We start from the raw sequence: 17,407 nt of genomic DNA, 5'->3' as shown, positions 1-17,407 counted from the left end.
GGCGTCAGGGTGGCGCTCCGATTGCTTCGGGTCAAGGGGCAGCGCTTTATGGATTGAGTCTGGAGAGTGTGCTAAAAAGGCTCGACATCCGCTCTTCTGCACCATGGGTCGGCCAAACGCCACGGTCCGGCGCCAGTGCCACGCAGAACACGCAGAAAATCGCTGCGGCGACGGAAGAACAGATATGGAACAGTACGCCACAGCATTGAAGGTCATGGTCATCGATGACTCGAAGACCGTTCGCCGTACCGCCGAAACGCTGCTCAAGAACGTCGGCTGTGAAGTCATCACGGCAATAGACGGTTTCGATGCGTTGGCAAAGATCGCCGATAATCATCCGCGAATCATATTCGTCGATATCATGATGCCGCGTCTGGACGGTTATCAGACCTGTGCACTGATCAAGAACAACAGGGCTTTCAAGTCGACTCCAGTCATCATGCTTTCTTCCAAGGATGGATTGTTCGACAAGGCCAAGGGCAGGATCGTCGGTTCCGACCAGTTTCTGACCAAGCCTTTCAGCAAGGAAGAGCTACTGAACGCCATCAAGGCCCACGTGCCCGGTTTCGTTGCGGTAGAACAACAAATTTCGTGAGGCCCGCGCCTGATCGCGGCTTCGCACCTGATGGGGAACACCATGGCTCGAATATTGATCGTCGATGATTCGCCGACCGAAATGTACAAACTCACCGGCATGCTGGAAAAGCACGGCCATGAGGTGCTGAAGGCTGAAAATGGCGCCGATGGCGTTGCCCTGGCCCGTCAGGAAAAACCCGATGCCGTGCTGATGGATATCGTCATGCCCGGGCTCAACGGTTTTCAGGCCACGCGCCAGTTGACCAAGGATGCCGACACCAACATGATCCCGGTGATCATGATCACCACCAAGGATCAGGAAACCGACAAGGTCTGGGGCAAGCGCCAGGGCGCCAGGGATTACCTGACCAAGCCGGTGGATGAAGAAACCCTGATGAAAACCCTGAACGCGGTGCTGGCCGGCTGATAGCCGGGCTTTCCATGGTCGAGCCACGTACTGCCTTTGAACTGCTGCTCGATATCGATCAGCGGTGTCGCTCGCTGGCGGCAGGTCTGCCGTTGCAGGAAACCCACCAGCAGGACTGGAGCGGCATCGGCTTTCGCATGGGCGAGCAACGCTTCGTGGCGCCCATGGGCGAAATCGCTGAAATCCTGCATGAGCCACGTTATGCCGTGATGCCCGGCGTAAAGCCATGGGTGGTCGGCATGGCCAATCTGCGCGGGCGGCTGTTGCCGCTCATGGACCTGTGCGGTTTCTTCGGGCACGAACTGTCCACGGTTCGCAAGCAACGGCGGGTGCTGGTCGTTGAGCATCAGGACGTGTTTGCGGGGCTGGTGGTGGATGAAGTCTTTGGTATGCAACATTTCAGTCAGTTGAGCCTGATGCCCGAAACCCTTGTTGCGCCGGACATGGCCGTGGTGCCGTTCCTGCGCGGGCAATTTCTGCGGGAGCAGGCCTGGCTGGTATTCAGCCCCTGGGCGCTGACGCAATCTCCTGATTTCATGGACGTGGCATTGTAAGTGGCAGGTCGGTCCGCCCGATCTGGTCGGGCGTGTTTGTTTCACGAATCGCGGTTGGTCCAGGCGGGGGCCTGATTAATGAGTAAGACTGGCAGGTCACTGGAAGGCGCACAGAGCCGGGCTCAGATTATTCTGTTGTTCGTCGCGCTCATCGTTTTCATCATTTTGTTGTTCGCCAACTTCACTTATCTCAATACCCAGTCGAACTACGACAAACAGTACATCGGTCATGCCGGTGAACTGCGGGTGTTGTCCCAGCGTATTGCCAAGAACGCCACCGAAGCTGCGGCCGGCAAGGCCCAGGCGTTCAAGTTGCTGACCGATGCCCGCAACGATTTCGACCTGCGCTGGGGCTATCTCAAGAAAGGTGATCCGTCCACCGGTCTGCCGGCTGCGCCTTCGGCCGTTCGGGATGAGTTGCGCGCCGTGCAGAACGACTGGGAGAACCTGCGCAAGAGTGCCGATGTGATTCTGGCCAGCGAACAGACGGTGCTGTCCCTGCATCAGGTGGCCGCGACCTTGTCCGAAACCATCCCGCAATTGCAGGTCGAGTACGAAAAGGTCGTTGAAATCCTGCTCAAGAGCCACGCTCCGGCCAGTCAGGTCGTTCTGGCGCAACGTCAGGCCCTCTTGGCGGAAAGAATCCTCGGCGCAGTGAATATCGTGCTGTCCGGTGACGAAACCGCTGTGCAGGCCGCCGATGCCTTTGGCCGTGATGCCAGCCAGTTCGGACGGGTGCTCAACGGCATGCTCGAAGGTAATTCGAGCATGCGCATCGCTCAGGTCGAGGACCGTGATGCCCGTGCGCGTCTGGCGGAAATCTCTGAACTGTTCGAGTTCGTGTCCGGTTCAGTCGACGAAATCCTCGAAACGTCTTCCGAGCTGTTTCAGGTCCGTGAAGCGTCCGGCAATATCTTCAATACTTCGCAGACCCTGCTGGAGAAAGCGTCGGTGCTGGCCAGCGGCCTGGAAAACCTGGCAACCACCCGCTCGGCCAACTCCATCGGCGAGTACGTGCTCGGCCTGCTGGCGTTGATGTCCATCATCCTGATCGGCCTGGTGATGGTGCGCGAAACCAATCGCCAGTTGCGCGAAACCGCCCAGAAAAACGAGCGCAACCAGAACGCGATCATGCGGCTGCTGGATGAAATCGAGAACCTGGCCGATGGCGACCTGACCGTGACCGCGTCAGTGACCGAGGACTTCACCGGTGCGATTGCCGACTCCATCAACTATTCCATCGATCAATTGCGCGAACTGGTGGTGACCATCAACCTCACCGCCGAGCAGGTCGCGGCAGCGGTGCAGGAGACCCAGACCACCGCCACGCAACTGGCGGCAGCGTCCGAGCATCAGGCGCTGCAGATCAGCGCCGCATCGGCGGCAATCACCGACATCGCGGTTTCCATCGATCAGGTTTCCGCCAACGCGTCGGAATCCTCGGCGGTGGCAGAGCGTTCGGTCACCATCGCCAACAAGGGCAACGAGGTGGTGCACAACACCATTCATGGCATGGACAACATTCGCGAGCAGATTCAGGACACCTCCAAGCGCATCAAGCGCCTGGGCGAGTCCTCGCAGGAAATTGGCGATATCGTCAGCCTGATCGATGACATTGCCGACCAGACCAATATCCTGGCCCTCAATGCCGCCATTCAGGCGTCCATGGCGGGTGATGCCGGGCGCGGCTTTGCGGTGGTTGCCGACGAGGTTCAGCGTCTGGCCGAGCGCTCGTCGTCCGCTACCAAACAGATCGAAATGCTGGTGCGGGCCATCCAGAACGACACCAATGAAGCGGTCATTTCCATGGAGCAGACCACCAGCGAGGTGGTGCGCGGCGCACGGCTGGCGCAGGATGCCGGTGTGGCGCTGGAAGAGATCGAAGGTGTTTCCAGGGTGTTGGCCGAACTGATCGAAAGTATCACCGACGCGGCTCGCCAGCAGGCCTCGTCGGCCGGGCAGATTTCGCAGACCATGACCGTGATCCAGCAAACCTCGACACAAACGACTTCGGGTACTGCCGCGACCGCAGAGAGCATCGGCAACCTGGCGAAAATGGCCAGTGAAATGCGCCGCTCGGTGTCAGGATTTACCTTGCCGCCATCCAGAGAAATCGGATGATGCCCTGCAAATGAACAGTCTTGATCGGGTAAGAGGCAGGACTCATGGCTGACCGCCGCGATTATGTCGCTCTGGAATGGCTCAAGGGCGAGATAGCCGAAACACTCAGGCAGGCCCGTCAGGCGCTGGACGCATTCGCCAGCGAGCCAGCGAACACGGCTGACCTGGATGAATGCCTGAACCTTGTGCATCAGGTTCACGGCAGCCTGCAAATGATCGAGTTCTATGGCGCGGCCCTGCTCGCCGAGGAGATCGAACAACTGGTTCTGGCCCTGCAACAGCATCGGGTCAGTCAGCAGGCCGAGTCCATGCAGTTGCTGGATCAGGCCATGGCCCAGTTGCCGGTCTATCTGGAGCGGGTTCATTCCGCCCGGCGTGACCTGCCGCTGGTGGTCTTGCCGCTGCTCAACGACTTGCGCAGCGCCCGTGGTGAAAGCCTGCTCTCTGAAACCAGCCTGTTTGCCCCGCAACTGGTCGTCGTCCCGCCGCTCGATGCCCAGACACTGGCCCAGCGCAATACAGCGGAATTGCCCGAGCTGCTGCGCAAGTTGCGCCATACCCTGCAAGCGGCTCTGGTGGGCCTGATGCGTGAGCAGGATGTAAAGGCTCAATTGGGTTTCATGGCCAAGGTGTTCGCACGCCTGGAGCTTTTGTGTGAAGACGCGCCGCTTGGGCCGCTGTGGCGAATCGCTTCGGCGCTGGTCGAAACCATGCTCAATGGCAACTTCACCAACAGCCCGGCGTTGCGCAGCCTGCTCAAAGACGCAGACAAGGAACTCAAGCGCCTGCTGGAGCAGGGTATCGACGGCATCAACCAGCCAGCGCCTGAAGAATTGCTGAAAAGCCTGCTGTTCTACATCGCCAAGTCCGACAGTCAGGCGCCGAAGATGCAGGACCTCAAGGATCAGTACGCCCTGGCGGAAGCCTTGCCCGGCAATGACGTGGTCAATGAAGAGCGCGCCCGCATGGCCGGGCCGGATCGCGACGCCATGCGTTCGGTGATCGTTGCGCTGTGCGAAGGGCTGGTGCGGGTCAAGGAGCGGCTTGATGTGTTCGTGCGCGGTGACCGCCAGCACGTCAGCGAGCTCAATCCGCTGCTGCCGCCATTGCGCCAGATTGCCGATACCTTGGCGGTGTTGGGGTTTGGTCAGCCGCGCAAAGTCATCATCGATCAACTGGCGGTGGTTCAGGGGCTCGCTCAGGGGCAGCGTGAACCCAATGATGCCGCGCTGATGGATGTGGCCGGTGCCTTGCTGTACGTCGAGTCGACACTGGCCGGGATGATCGGTCCTACCGAGCAGACCAACCAGGAAGACAGCCGCCTGCCCACCACTGACCTGATGCAGATTCACCAACTGGTGATCCGCGAAGCGCGGATTGTCCTGCAGCAGGCCAAGGATGTGGTGCTTGATTACATCGATGGCGAGTGGGATCGCCAGCGGCTTGAGCCGCTGTGTGCCTTGCTGATCCAGGTGCGTGGCGCGCTGGCGATGATCCCTCTGGCCAGGGCGGCGAGCCTGCTGGCCGCCTGCAACGAATACATCGTCGAACAATTGCTGGTAGACGAAAACCGTCCTTCGTGGACCCAGCTCGATTGCCTGGCCGATACCCTGACCGGAGTCGAGTATTACCTGGAGCGCATGGGCGAGGATCATGAGGCGCCGGGTAACCAGATTCTGGACCTGGCCCAGCAAAGCCTCGCCCGGCTGGGTTACTCGCCAGCACCGGACACGCTGGATGTGCCGCTGCTGGACGAAGTCATCACTCAGGACGAATTGCTGGAGCTGGATGATCGGCAAGTGCTGGTCAGCCCGACGCAAACCATCGCTCAAGTCCTGGCCAGCCCGGTGTCTGCCGTCAACCCGCCCGCTCGCCATATCCCCGCCAGCCTGCTGCCTCCGCCCGAGGGCGAGGAGGCCGTGGACGAAGAGTTGCGCGAAGTCTTCCTTGAAGAAACCGAGGAAGTGCTGGATGCGTTGCGTGAATACCTGCCGCGCTGGTTTGCATCGCTTGGCACTCCCGGCAATGGCGATAGCAGCGCATTGACCGAAGTGCGCCGTGCGTTCCATACCCTCAAGGGCAGCGGACGCATGGTTCGCGCTCTGGTCTTGAGTGAACTGGCCTGGTCGGTTGAAAACCTGCTTAACCGGGTCCTTGAAGGCGATGTCCTTGCGGGCCTGGAAGTGCAGCAATTGCTGACTGAAGTGCTTGCCTTGCTGCCTTCGGTGATCGACGACTTTGCCAGTGATGCGCAGTGCCAGCGCAACGATGTGGATACCCTGGCCGCCCGCGCCCATGCGTTGGCCAACGGTCTTGAGCCCCCTCAGTACATCACGACGCCCCGCCAGGGCGCAGAAACGCTCGACCCGCAATTGCTGGAGATTTTCCGTCAGGAAGCCTATGGGCATCTTGGGGCGCTCAATCGCTTTCTCGATCAGGCCGCGCAAAGTGCTTCGCCCTCCATTACCGATGCCTTGCTGCGCTCGCTGCATACCCTCAAGGGCAGTGCGCACATGGCCGGCGTTTTGCCGATTGCCGAACTGGCGAGCCCGCTGGATCAACTGGTGCGCGAATACAAGGCCAACCTGATCGCCATCGGCGCGCCTGAGCTCAAGCTGCTGGGCAATGCCGAGCCGTTGCTGCGCAAGGGCCTTGAGCAACTGGAGAGCAAGCCGCTGGCCGAGATTCCGGGGGCTGCCAGATTGATCGAGGCGGCTCATACGTTGCTCAACGAGCGGCTGACCAGTGCGCTGCGTGAGTCGGACAGCGGCTTGCGCATCAATCACAACCCCAAGCTGATCGCCACCTTCCTGGCCGAAGGCATGGACATTGTTCTGGATGCCGAGAGCCTGTTGCAGCGCTGGCGCGAGCACCCTGGCGAGCGACAGGAACTGAGCGCATTGCTCGACGAGTTGACCACTCTTGGCCATGGCGCTCATCTGGCTGATCTGCCTCAGGTCGATGAGCTGTGCGAGGCCTTGCTGGACCTTTATGGCGCCGTGGAAGAAAGCAGTCTTGCGGTCAGTGAGCGCTTTTTCAGCGAAGCCGAAAATGCCCATGAAGCCTTGATCAACATGCTCGATCAGGTGGCGGCCGGTCAGAATGTCGACCCGCGTCCCGAATGCATTCGAGCCTTGCACGAACTGCTCGACGAGGCGCTGGACCCGTCCGCCATGGGGCTGATCAAGAGTGACGGTGTGCAAGCGCCGAGCATTACGGAATTCGATGCAGCCACCGCACAACTGGCCGGTGAAGCGTCAGGTGCCGAGGTGGCAGATTTTGACGACGAGATCGTCGAAATCTTTCTCGAAGAAGCCGTCGATATCCTCGAAAGCGCCGGGCATTCACTTCAGCGCTGGCTGGAAGATCCCGAAAGCCCATTGCCGTTGCCTTCCTTGCAGCGCGATCTGCACACCCTCAAGGGCGGTGCGCGGATGGCCGATATCGTGCCGGTGGCGGCGTTGGGTCATGAGCTGGAAGTTCTTTACGAAGGCCTGATCGACCGGCGCTACAGCTATTCACCGGAACTGGCCGGTCTGTTGCGTGCCAGCCACAACCATCTGGCGCGCATGCTGGAGCAACTGCAGGACCATCACCGGCTCACTGACCCTGCGCCACTGATCGAAGCCATCGGCAGTTTTCGTCAGGGCACTTTCGTTCCCGCAGACAGCGAGGCCGAGCAGGTGTGCGAACCGGCAGAGCCCCAGGCTGAGGATGCCCCGGAGCGCGACCCGGAACTGCTGGAAATCTTCCTCGAAGAAGGCTACGACCTCAGCGAAAGCTCGGGCGCTGCCCTGGCGCGCTGGCAGGCCGATCCGCAGAACCTGCTGGAAGTGGAAAACCTGCTGCGTGACCTGCACACCCTCAAGGGTGGGGCGCGCATGGTCGAAATTGCCCCCATTGGCGATCTGGCCCACGAACTTGAATCCCTTTACGAAGGGCTTTCACGTGGCGATATGCAGCCGGGCCCGCTGATGATCAGCCTGCTGCAAAGCGGCCATGACCTGCTGGTCGACATGCTCGATGCGGTACGTGCGGACAAGCCTTTGCCCAGCGCTGCCTTGTTGATCGAGAACGTTCGGAAACTGGCCAGCCTTGAACCTGTGGTTCAAACGCCGATTGTCGAGGTGCCCGAGCCCGCGTCTTTGACTACGACGCCGGCCAATACCGAGCCGGAAGCCGAGCGCAGTGGCCCGGAAATGGTCAAGGTCGGCGCCGAACAATTGGAGACACTGGTCAATCTGGCAGGTGAAACTTCGATTTTCCGTGGGCGTATCGAACAGCAGATCATCGATACGCAAATCACGCTGGTGGAGATGGAAACCACCATCGAGCGTATGCGCGACCAGTTGCGCCGTCTGGATATGGAAACCCAGGGCCGCATTCTCAGCCGCGATCAGGTACAGGCCGAGCGCCTGGGTTATGAAGAGTTCGATCCGCTGGAAATGGATCGGCATTCGCAGCTTCAGCAATTGTCGCGAGCCTTGTTCGAGTCGGCCTCGGACCTGATGGACCTCAAGGAAACCCTGGGCAGTCGCGCACGGGATGCAAAAAACCTCTTGCAGCAGCAGGCTAAGGTCAACACACAATTGCAGGAAGGCCTGATGCGGACCCGCATGGTGCCCTTCGAGCGGCTTGTGCCACGCTTGCGTCGGGTGGTGCGTCAGGTTGCTGCGCAACTGCACAAGAAAGTCAGTTTCGACGTGGGTAATGCCGACGGCGAAATGGATCGCACGATCCTCGAACGCATGGTTGCGCCGCTGGAACACATGCTGCGCAATGCGGTGGATCATGGTCTGGAAAGTACCGAAAGACGGCTCGCTGCCGGCAAGCCGGAGCAGGGCCATATCCAGCTGAACCTGATGCATGAAGGCGGCGATATCGTCATTGAGTTGAGCGATGACGGTTCCGGTGTCGATATCGCTGCCGTGCGCCGCAAGGCAATCAAGCGCGGCATGATTCAGGAAGATGCGCAGCTCTCCGACGACGAAGTCTTGCCTTTCATTCTTCAGGCCGGGTTTTCCACGACCGAAATCATCACCCAGATTTCCGGGCGTGGTGTCGGGATGGATGTGGTGCATGCCGAGGTCAAGCAACTGGGTGGCTCGATTGTCATCGACTCGGTGCCGGGGCAGGGCACCCGCTTCCGGATTCGCCTGCCTTTCTCGGTGTCAGTGAACCGTGCCCTGATGGTGCAGTGCGCCGAAGAGCAGTATGCGGTGCCGCTCAATACCGTCGACGGCATCGTGCAGGTCATGTCCAGCGATCTGGAAGCCTGTTACCAGAGTAGCCCGCCGCGCTATCACTACGGCGGGCGCAGTTATGAACTGCGCTATCTGGGCGAACTGCTTAATAGCGGCAAGCCCAGGTTTGCCGGTCAGTTGCAGTCTGTGCCTGTGTTGCTGGTGCATCTGCAAGAGCAATGGCTGGCGGTGCAGGTCGATGCGCTGGCAGGCTCCCGGGAAATCGTGGTCAAGAACCTGGGGCCGCAATTCTCAAGGGTTCAGGGGGTTTCCGGCGCGACCATCCTGGGCGATGGCCGGGTGATTTTCATTCTCGATCTGCTGGCACAGATCCGTGTCCTGCAAAGCCGCTCGCAGATGCAGCAGGCACAAGGACTGGTCGCGTCGGCCTTCAGCGAAATCGAACACACCCGGCCTCTGCTGATCATGGTGGTGGATGATTCGGTGACGGTACGCAAAGTCACCAGCCGTTTGCTGGAGCGCCACGGCATGCATGTGCTGACCGCCAAGGACGGTATCGACGCCATGAGCCTGTTGCAGGAACACACGCCGGATGTGATGTTGCTGGATATCGAAATGCCGCGCATGGACGGCTTCGAGGTCGCCAGTCAGATTCGCCACGACCCACAGCTCAAGGACCTGCCCATCATCATGATCACCTCCCGCTCCGGCCAGAAACACCGCGATCGGGCCATGGCCATCGGGGTCAATGACTACCTGAGCAAGCCTTATCAAGAGTCGGTACTGCTGCAGAGCATTGCCCACTGGAGCCAGGTCAATGCCTGAAAGAACCTTCCAGAGCAGCCGCCTCACCACCCTGACCGGGCTGCTCCTGCCCTTGAGCGACCGTTCCCTGCTGCTGCCCAATGTCGCGGTCGCGGAACTGATCGACTACCAGGACTGCACCGCCGAACCTGACGCACCCGAGTGGTATCTGGGGCCGATCAGCTGGCGTGACCTGAAACTGCCCCTGATCAGCTTCGAAGCCGCCTGCGGCGGTCGACCTCGCGTTGGAGGCCGTGCGCGCATCGTCGTCCTCAACGCCTTGGGTGGGCGCAATGAAGTCCGCTTCATCGCCTTGCTGACCCAGGGTATTCCTCGCTCATTCAAGGTCGACAGCCAGTTGAGCTACGTGGACGTGCCCCTCGCCGAACTGGAACTGGCCGCCGTCCAGGCCGGAGACAGCGTGGCCCGCATTCCCGACCTCGTGGCGCTTGAGCAGCGGGTGGTGGATGCGGGGCTGGTTTGAGGCGATTTGGTAGGAGCGGATCGGGCGGCGCTCCGCTTATCCGCGAGGCGTCATTGAAGACGATAGATTCTCTTCGGATGTAAGGGCCTCTCGCGAATGAATTCGCTCCTACAGGTTTGGCCGATCAAATTCCCCCCGGCAAAGATACTGGCTATTGGCTTGACGCTTATCACGGCTGCCGTAGACTGACTTCATCCGACAAGGAGTCTCCGGTATGCGGTTTTTGCACGGTTTGTTTTTCGGGTTGATGGGTGTGGTGTGTGTCGCTCAGGCGCAAACGCCGGCCGAGGTTGATCCGTTGTTGGATAACGCTGCATCTGCAGGTGCCCAGCCTGCTTCTGCCAGTGAGGCGCGAGGGGTGTTGCGGGCGCAGGATCAGGCGGTGCTTGCCAGTGAGCTGGCCGGACGCATTGTCGATCTGCCGCTGCGCGAAGGTGAAACTTTCAACAAGGGCGATATGCTGGCGCGTTTCGACTGCTCGGCTTATCAGGCCCAGCTCAATGCCTCCCAGGCCGCCAGTCGCGGTGCCAGTGAAGAGCTGGCTCACAATCGGCAACTGGCTTCGCTCAATTCGGTAGGGCGTTTCGAGGTCGCACGTGCAGAAGCCCGTGTCGCCGAAACCCAGGCGCAATCCAGTGTCTTTCAGGTTCAGGTCAAACGTTGCAGCGTGATTGCGCCGTATGACGGGCAGGTCGTGGAGCGCAAGGTCCAGCGTTATGAAAGCGTTTCCCCCGGCACGCCGCTGCTGGAGATCGTCGATAACCGTACTCTGGAAATCCACCTGCTGGTGCCGTCCCGCTGGATGGGCAAGCTCAAGGCCGGGCAGACGTTCAGTTTTGTGCCTGACGAAACCGGCAAGCCACTGACCGCCACTATCAAGCGCTTCGGTGCGCGAATCGATGAAGGCAGCCAGACCTTGCTGCTGGTGGCCGGTCTGCCAAAGTCCGAAGGTCTGCTGGCGGGCATGAGCGGAACCGCGCGTTTCCCGGAGCTTAAGTGAACGCCTCTGTGCCCGGCGTGGTGGAGCGGGTCTTTGCCCAGTTCCTCGACCTTGAGCGTCTGACCCGTGCCGCTCGCACGACCGATCAACTGGCTTACAGCCTGGTGAATGACGGCCAGCCACTGTTTGGCTTTCGTCATGCCGCGCTGGTGATTGCCGGCAAGGTGCGGGCAGTGACCGGCGTCAGCGTGATTGACCCCAATGCGCCTTTTGTCGCGTTCGTCGAGCATGCGGTTGCGCAGTTGTTCAAGCTGGAGAAGGCCAAGCCGGCCAGTGTTGTGGCGATGGAGTCGCTCAGCGCTTCGGTACGCGAAGACTGGCAAAGCCTGTCGGCCATTCATGTGTTCTGGCTGCCGTTGCTGGACCACAAGGGCGAGGTGTTCGGCGGCCTGTGGCTGGCCCGCGACAAACCCTGGGCTGCGCCCGAGCAGGTTCTGCTCTCGCAACTGGGTGATACCTACAGCCATGCGTGGCTGGCTTTGCAGCCGCGCAAGCACTGGCGTCTGCGTTGGAGTCGCAAGCGTCAGGTGCTGCTGGTGGCTCTTGCGCTGCTGAGTCTGCTGATCCCGGTTCGCCAGTCGGTTCTGGCGCCCGCTGAAGTCGTGCCATTGGCCGGTCGTGTGGTGGCTGCGCCGCTGGACGGCGTGATTGCCGAATTTCTGATCAAACCCAACCAGCCCGTGAAGACCGGCGACCTGCTGGTGCGTTTTGAAAACACCACGCTCAAGGCTCAGGCCGACGTGGCCGAGCGCACCCTGGGTGTTGCTGAAGCCGAGCTGAAAGCCAATTCGCAACGTGCGTTTGCCGATGCCGAGTCAAACTCGAAGGTCGATTTGCTGGCCGCTCGCGTCGAGCAGAAGCGTGCAGAGCGCGATTACGCACGTGAATTGCTCAAGCGCAGTGAAGTCCGCGCCGAGCGTGACGGGATTGCGGTTTTCGCCGATGCCCAGCGCTGGACAGGCAAACCGGTCCAGACCGGTGAGCGCCTGCTGGAAATCGCCGATCCGTCCCAGGCCGAGCTGCGTATCGAACTGGCAGTGGGTGATGCCATTGCTCTTGAGCCGGATGCGGAAATCGCTCTGTTTCTGGACAGCGATCCCTTGCATCGTCACTCCGCTCGCCTGGAACGTGCAGCCTATGAGGCTCAGCCGACACCTGGCGGCCAGTTGGCCTACCGCCTTGACGCCACTTTCCTGGATTCACCGCCTCCGCGTATCGGTCTGCGCGGCACCGCGAAGGTTTTTGGCGAGCGAGCGCCCCTGGCGTTGTATCTGTTGCGCCGGCCTCTGGCAGGTCTGCGCCAGAGCGTAGGCCTGTAAATGGCGCTGCCCAGCCTGCGGGCGGATCTGCAACTCACTTCAGCGGCCCCGGCACTCGACGGGTCGCCGCGCTGGACGCTGGCCGATCCCATACGTGGCCGTTATTTCAAGCTGGGTGCCCAGGCTATCCGCCTGTTGCGGCATTGGTCGCTGGGTGATCCTTCTCAGGTGTTGCAGGCCGCCAACCGTGAGCCCGGTCTGCCGCTGGGCAACAACGAAGTTGAAGAGCTGCTGATTTTTCTGCGCAGTCATGACCTGATCGCTTCCACTGACCCGGATCAGCGCGCCAGCTATGCCTATAAGGCCATGGCTTCGCGTCAGGGGCTGTGGCAGATGCTGCTGCATCAATACCTGTTTTTCCGCATTCCTCTGTGGCGTCCTGATGCATTTCTCAATCGCGCCTGGCCCTGGTTGAGGCGCTTTGGTCCCGGCATCCTGCGCTATGGCCTGCCTGCCACGCTTGGGCTCGGGATATTTCTGGTGGCGCGGGACTGGCAGCGCTTCATCGGCACCTTCCCGCATCTGTTCAGCCTCGGCGGTGCGCTGGCGTTCGGTTCGGCACTTTTTTTCGCCAAGCTCTGTCATGAGTTTGGCCATGCCTTCATGGCCAAGCGGGCCGGGTGTCGCGTGCAGAGCATGGGCGTTGCGTTCATGGTGCTGCTGCCGTTGTTCTACACCGATGTCAGCGATGCCTGGCGGGTGAATGACCGACGTGCTCGTCTGCTGATCGGCGCAGGCGGTGTGCTGGCTGAAATGCTGCTGGCCTGCATCGCGTTGCTGGCTTGGTCGTTGCTGCCCGACGGGCCGGCACGCACGGCTGCGTTCATGCTGGCCAGTGCGACCTGGCTGACGACGGTGGTGGTCAATCTCAATCCGTTCATGCGCTTCGATGGTTACTTTCTGATCAGTGACCTGTGGGAAGTGGATAACCTTCAAGGCCGGGCCTTTGCCCTGTGCCGCTGGCGCTTGCGCGAAGCCCTGTTCGGTTACGGCCTGCCAGCGCCCGAACCCTGGACGCCAACCATGCAGCGGCGTCTGTTGTGGTGGGGTTATCTGTCCTGGCTGTGGCGTGCGGTGCTGTTTTTCGGGATCGCGCTGGCGGTCTATCACCTGTTTTTCAAGTTGCTGGGGATCTTCCTGATGTTGGTGGAACTGGGCTGGTTCATCTTTCTGCCGATCTTCAAGGAAGCGCGTCACTGGTGGGCGAATCGCGAGCAGGCCCATACGCCGCGTGTGTTGCTCAGTGGCGCAGGGCTTCTGGCGCTGGTGTTGCTGCTGGTGGTGCCTTGGCATAGCAGTGTCGAGCTGCCGGTCATGCTGGAAGCGGGCAGGGTGACGGCTCTGCATGCGCCGGTTGCCGCACGGGTCAGGCAGGTGAACGTGCAGGACGGCCAGACAGTGGAGCAGGGCGCCGTGTTGGTGGAACTGGAGTCGCCGGACGTCGATTCGCGCCAGGCCATCGTGCGTCGGGAAATCGAAATTCTGCAATTGCAGATCCGTCGTCAGGCAGGGCGCAGCGAGACGGTGGCGGATGTGGGCATCATCGAGCAGCGTCTGGCCAGCGCCGTGGCGGAGTATCGCGGTCTGGCAGCCCAGCGTGAGCGCTTGCTGGTGCGTGCTCCAAAGGCCGGTCAGGTTCGCGACCTCATGCCGCAACTGGCTCCGGGCCGCTGGGTTTCGACCCAGGCGCCTCTGGCCCGTGTCGTCGAGGGTGGCACCCGGATTCGGGGGTATCTGGCCGAAGATGCCTTATGGCGTATCGCTCCGGGCGACAAGGGCCGTTTCATCGCTGATGACCCGATGCGCTCGTCGATACAGGTCGAGTTGCTGGATGTGGATGCCAACGGTGTGTCCTATTTGGATCAGGAAGCCCTGGCGTCCGATCACCACGGGCCGATTGCCGTGCGTCGCGACGAGAACCAGCGTGCGGAGCCGGTGCAGGCGCAATACGGTGTGCGCCTGAGAGTGCTGGATGATATCGAAGCACCCACCCAGCCGTTGCGCGGGGTTGCGGTGTTGCAGGGTCGAAGTGAATCGCTACTGGGTGCAACCTGGCGCAGGCTGGCGGCCCTGGGGGTTCGTGAAAGCGGTTTCTGAAAAAGTGGTTTCCAGGGAAAGAGGACGACACTGATGTTGAACAATGCAGACGGGCTTGAAGTCAGGCCTTCACGTGATACGGACAGCCCGTTCATTCAGTCGCTCTACCATTCGGCCAGGCCCGATTTGCAACTGATCGATGGCGAGCGTGATCTGGTGGAAGAGGTCATTGCCCAGCAGTTTCGTGTGCAGGAAACCGGCATGGGTGGCGAGTTTCCCAACGCGATGCATTACGTGATCGAAAAGCTTGGCACCTTGATCGGCGCATTGGTGGTGGACTTCGGCCCCAATGAAATCCGTGTGCTGTATCTGGCGTTCATTCCGGCAGCCCGGGGCAAGGGCTACGGGCGCACGGTATTGCAAGGTGTGCAGCAAGCTGCCGAAAAAGTCTGCTGCCCGGTGGCGACGGTGGTCTGGGCCAATAACCCCCATGCGCGCCAGCATTATCTGGCGCTTGGGTTTCAGGTCGAAGAGCGGGATGTAGCGGCGGAGCGTCTGGTCTGGTACCCGGGCCAGGCCAAGGCAGGCTGATCAGTTGAAGCTGATGCAGTAATAAGCCAGGTTTGCATCGCGTCCCATGGGCGGCACTCGGGAAACAAAGATTTCTTCCAGTCTGCCCAGTTCCGGCAGTTCGAGGGCGCACAGGCCATCGACGAAGGCGCTGGGCTCCAGTGAGTTGAGGCTGATGCTAAAGGGCAGGCGCTGATTGTCGGACAGGCGTGCCAGAGGTTTTTCATCGATGGAAGAGATGGCAATCGGCAACTGACTGCCATCGTCCAGTTGCAGCGAGCAGGTGCTGCCCAGCAGTGGACGGAAATGTTCGACAGTGATGTCTTGCAGCATGGAACGACTCCAGCAAGGGGAAGAGCCCTTCCCTGGGCTCGGGCGTATCAGTTGCGAGTAGGGAAAAGACCCTGCAGGGCAATGCTGAAGTTCACGACCAGGAAAGGGTTCATGCTGTCGAGAGGCAGGCTGCCTCCGACTGGCTGCATGGTGCCGGTGATGGCTGTCGAGACGCCTTTCTGCACGATAGGCGCGTCGGTCCCCAGGTCCGGTGCAAACATGTTGGCGGAAGTCGGGCCGGCTGTTGTGCCTCCGACATAGCAGTTGGTGGCCGTTGGCACGATGGATCCGGTGGCGCTCGGCTTGGCGCCCAGATTGATGGTGGTCGTTGCGGTCAGCGTGCTCATCTGGTGTACGTGAGCCGGCATGTTGGCGATGGCGACAGTGACCTTTTCAACGCCCGATGCAGTGCCGATGACTCGGTTGGTCAGGTTGAGACCGGTTCCCTGGTTGACTGGCACCCTGCCTTGAAGGTTGGGCAGCATGAAGTTCTGTGATGCATTGCCTCCATAAATGACGCCCAGCAACGCGTACAAGGCGTTGTACTGGCTAATGTTCAGCGTCTGGCCGTTACATTGCGCCCAGCCATTGGGTGCAAAGGGGAAGCCGAACGTCATGATCGAGCCCATAAAAACTTCCATAAACCCTCATCCTTCATATGTTATGGGTAATGCGTGAGCCACCCAGGCTTCTGCCTGTAGTAGTGGCAAGATGAGAGCGTAGTCGGTGTTTCATGAACTGCTTTGCTTTTACACATGCATGTCGTGATTGAAACATTTTGATGGGATGTACCGACCCTGATGCTCTTTCCTCCATCCTTTCGGGAACAGGACGACAGAGGTTTCAGCTTTTCTTGCTGACCGTTCATCTGATAACTGTCATTTAAAAATCGGCAAAGCCCCGAAATCAAGGCTTTTTTGGCTGAGTGTGCGTGTTTTTTGACAATATCGGTTCAAGTTCAGGGAACTAATGTCGAAGTACTACTATTCGAGTACATTTTGTTACGTTAGGCTGACATCGGTTTCCAGACGGACAGGAACAGGTAGGCACGGGATGCACGACTTCCACTTCATATCGGGTCTGCCACGTTCGGGTTCTACCCTGTTGTCGGCCATCCTTCTGCAAAACCCCCGCTTTCATGCTGGTATGAGTAGCCCGGTCGCTTCGCTGTTTTCCAGCGTTCTTGGGCAGTGCAGTGCTGGCAGCGAATTCGCCTCGATCATCGACACCAGCGCCCGCCGTCGTCTGCTGCGCGGGATTTTCGATGCCTATTACGCCGACAAGACCGATAAATCCATCGTGTTCGATACGAGCCGTGGCTGGACGTCGAGTCTGCCGGCACTGAAGGATCTGTTCCCGAAATCCAAGGTCATTGCCTGTGTGCGCAATGTGGCCTGGGTCATGGACAGCATCGAGCGCGTGTATCGCAATAATCCCTTCGAGAACACCAAGCTGTTTGTCGATGATGCCGAGCGCAACACCGTTTACAGCCGGGTCGAGACCCTTGCGCAACGCAATCGCCTGGTAGGTTTTGCCTGGGCTTCGCTCAAGGAAGCCTATTACGGCGAGCATGCCGACTCGTTGCTGTTGATTGATTACGACCTGCTTTCCCAGGCACCGGATCGGGTCATGCGTCTGGTGTATGAATTCATCGGCGAGCCCTGGTTCGAGCACGATTTCAACAACCTTTCCTATGACGCGCCGCAGTTCGACGATGCCTTGGGCGTCTCCGGTCTGCACAAGGTAAAACCCCGTGTCGCCTTTGAAAGCAGGCACACGATCCTGCCGCCTGACCTGTTTGAGCAGTATTCAAAGTTGTCGTTCTGGAATGACGGTTCGGCAAGCGCTGCCAACGTCATCCGCATGAAATCAGACGCCGCGGTCAGTTGATCGCGGTTTTCCATATCAGTGTTACAACGTTCGATCTCTGGTGAGCAGCATGTGGTGGAATAAGAAAAAATCGCCGACTGTACAGCGG

13 protein-coding genes are annotated in these 17,407 nt (G+C 60.1%); 11 read left to right on the top strand and 2 right to left on the bottom strand.

Annotated elements, in window-relative coordinates; genetic code table 11:
- Positions 1-184: 184 nt before the first annotated feature.
- The 10 genes from pilG to K5D32_RS21735 all read left to right on the top strand — a co-directional run bounded on the left by pilG (position 185) and on the right by K5D32_RS21735 (position 15,117).
- Entirely contained in the window at positions 185-595 is a 411-nt protein-coding gene (gene pilG, locus K5D32_RS21780; protein WP_025262261.1) for a twitching motility response regulator PilG, read from the top strand.
- Positions 596-637: 42 nt separating this feature from the next.
- Positions 638-1,003: a twitching motility response regulator PilH gene (pilH, locus tag K5D32_RS21775; RefSeq protein WP_002551739.1), complete on the top strand. Its 366-nt coding sequence runs from the start codon at positions 638-640 to the stop codon at positions 1,001-1,003.
- Between the two features lie 14 nt (positions 1,004-1,017).
- Positions 1,018-1,557, top strand: coding sequence for a chemotaxis protein CheW (locus K5D32_RS21770; protein ID WP_025262260.1), 540 nt, complete (start codon positions 1,018-1,020; stop codon positions 1,555-1,557).
- Between the two features lie 78 nt (positions 1,558-1,635).
- Positions 1,636-3,678: a methyl-accepting chemotaxis protein gene (locus tag K5D32_RS21765; RefSeq protein ID WP_221577215.1), complete on the top strand. Its 2,043-nt coding sequence runs from the start codon at positions 1,636-1,638 to the stop codon at positions 3,676-3,678.
- 44 nt (positions 3,679-3,722) lie between these two features.
- Positions 3,723-9,707 (top strand): Hpt domain-containing protein, encoded by a 5,985-nt coding sequence (locus tag K5D32_RS21760; protein WP_221601799.1) that lies wholly within the window; start codon positions 3,723-3,725, stop codon positions 9,705-9,707.
- The gene (locus tag K5D32_RS21755) at positions 9,700-10,170 is read left to right on the top strand and encodes a chemotaxis protein CheW (RefSeq protein ID WP_221577213.1); all 471 of its coding nucleotides are present in this window, start codon (positions 9,700-9,702) and stop codon (positions 10,168-10,170) included. The genes K5D32_RS21760 and K5D32_RS21755 overlap by 8 nt, the downstream gene beginning before the upstream one ends.
- Before the next feature lie 214 nt (positions 10,171-10,384).
- On the top strand, positions 10,385-11,170 hold the full coding sequence (locus tag K5D32_RS21750) for an efflux RND transporter periplasmic adaptor subunit (RefSeq protein ID WP_221601796.1): 786 nt from the start codon (positions 10,385-10,387) through the stop codon (positions 11,168-11,170).
- Positions 11,167-12,489 (top strand): efflux RND transporter periplasmic adaptor subunit, encoded by a 1,323-nt coding sequence (locus K5D32_RS21745; protein WP_221593571.1) that lies wholly within the window; start codon positions 11,167-11,169, stop codon positions 12,487-12,489. The genes K5D32_RS21750 and K5D32_RS21745 overlap by 4 nt, the downstream gene beginning before the upstream one ends.
- Positions 12,490-14,586 carry a biotin/lipoyl-binding protein gene (locus K5D32_RS21740; protein WP_221601794.1) on the top strand — a complete coding sequence of 699 codons (2,097 nt, stop codon included), beginning with the start codon at positions 12,490-12,492 and terminating at the stop codon, positions 14,584-14,586. It begins immediately after the preceding gene.
- A gap of 33 nt (positions 14,587-14,619) precedes the next feature.
- Complete coding sequence (locus tag K5D32_RS21735) at positions 14,620-15,117, top strand: GNAT family N-acetyltransferase (RefSeq protein WP_221577209.1); 498 nt, start codon at positions 14,620-14,622, stop codon at positions 15,115-15,117.
- On the opposite strand, the gene K5D32_RS21730 is transcribed toward K5D32_RS21735, so the two are convergent.
- Together K5D32_RS21730 and K5D32_RS21725 are read right to left on the bottom strand one after the other, a co-directional pair.
- Positions 15,118-15,429: a DUF6916 family protein gene (locus K5D32_RS21730; RefSeq protein ID WP_221577208.1), complete on the bottom strand. Its 312-nt coding sequence runs from the start codon at positions 15,427-15,429 to the stop codon at positions 15,118-15,120.
- Positions 15,430-15,476: 47 nt separating this feature from the next.
- Positions 15,477-16,070 carry a phage tail protein gene (locus K5D32_RS21725; RefSeq protein ID WP_221577207.1) on the bottom strand — a complete coding sequence of 198 codons (594 nt, stop codon included), beginning with the start codon at positions 16,068-16,070 and terminating at the stop codon, positions 15,477-15,479.
- Between the two features lie 412 nt (positions 16,071-16,482).
- Here K5D32_RS21725 and K5D32_RS21720 point away from each other — a divergent pair, with 412 nt between their 5' ends.
- Positions 16,483-17,319, top strand: a complete 837-nt coding sequence (locus tag K5D32_RS21720; RefSeq protein WP_221577206.1) for a sulfotransferase — start codon at positions 16,483-16,485, stop codon at positions 17,317-17,319.
- The last annotated feature ends 88 nt before the right edge of the window (positions 17,320-17,407 follow it).

Source organism: Pseudomonas cichorii (genome assembly GCF_019719005.1).
GTDB classification, from domain to species: domain Bacteria; phylum Pseudomonadota; class Gammaproteobacteria; order Pseudomonadales; family Pseudomonadaceae; genus Aquipseudomonas; species Aquipseudomonas cichorii_E.
The sequence above is the reverse complement of the archived record's forward strand: the minus strand, read 5'-3'. Positions and strand labels throughout refer to the sequence as shown.

Excerpts from the sequence above, each read along its gene's own strand:
- pilG (WP_025262261.1), top strand. The coding sequence starts at position 185 with ATGGAACAGTACGCCACAGCATTGAAGGTCATGGTCATCGATGACTCG.
- K5D32_RS21720 (WP_221577206.1), top strand. The coding sequence starts at position 16,483 with ATGCACGACTTCCACTTCATATCGGGTCTGCCACGTTCGGGTTCTACC.
- K5D32_RS21760 (WP_221601799.1), top strand. The coding sequence starts at position 3,723 with ATGGCTGACCGCCGCGATTATGTCGCTCTGGAATGGCTCAAGGGCGAG.
- K5D32_RS21770 (WP_025262260.1), top strand. The coding sequence starts at position 1,018 with ATGGTCGAGCCACGTACTGCCTTTGAACTGCTGCTCGATATCGATCAG.
- K5D32_RS21765 (WP_221577215.1), top strand. The coding sequence starts at position 1,636 with ATGAGTAAGACTGGCAGGTCACTGGAAGGCGCACAGAGCCGGGCTCAG.
- K5D32_RS21755 (WP_221577213.1), top strand. The coding sequence starts at position 9,700 with ATGCCTGAAAGAACCTTCCAGAGCAGCCGCCTCACCACCCTGACCGGG.
- K5D32_RS21725 (WP_221577207.1), bottom strand. The coding sequence starts at position 16,070 with ATGGAAGTTTTTATGGGCTCGATCATGACGTTCGGCTTCCCCTTTGCA.
- K5D32_RS21750 (WP_221601796.1), top strand. The coding sequence starts at position 10,385 with ATGCGGTTTTTGCACGGTTTGTTTTTCGGGTTGATGGGTGTGGTGTGT.
- K5D32_RS21740 (WP_221601794.1), top strand. The coding sequence starts at position 12,490 with ATGGCGCTGCCCAGCCTGCGGGCGGATCTGCAACTCACTTCAGCGGCC.
- K5D32_RS21730 (WP_221577208.1), bottom strand. The coding sequence starts at position 15,429 with ATGCTGCAAGACATCACTGTCGAACATTTCCGTCCACTGCTGGGCAGC.
- K5D32_RS21735 (WP_221577209.1), top strand. The coding sequence starts at position 14,620 with ATGTTGAACAATGCAGACGGGCTTGAAGTCAGGCCTTCACGTGATACG.
- pilH (WP_002551739.1), top strand. The coding sequence starts at position 638 with ATGGCTCGAATATTGATCGTCGATGATTCGCCGACCGAAATGTACAAA.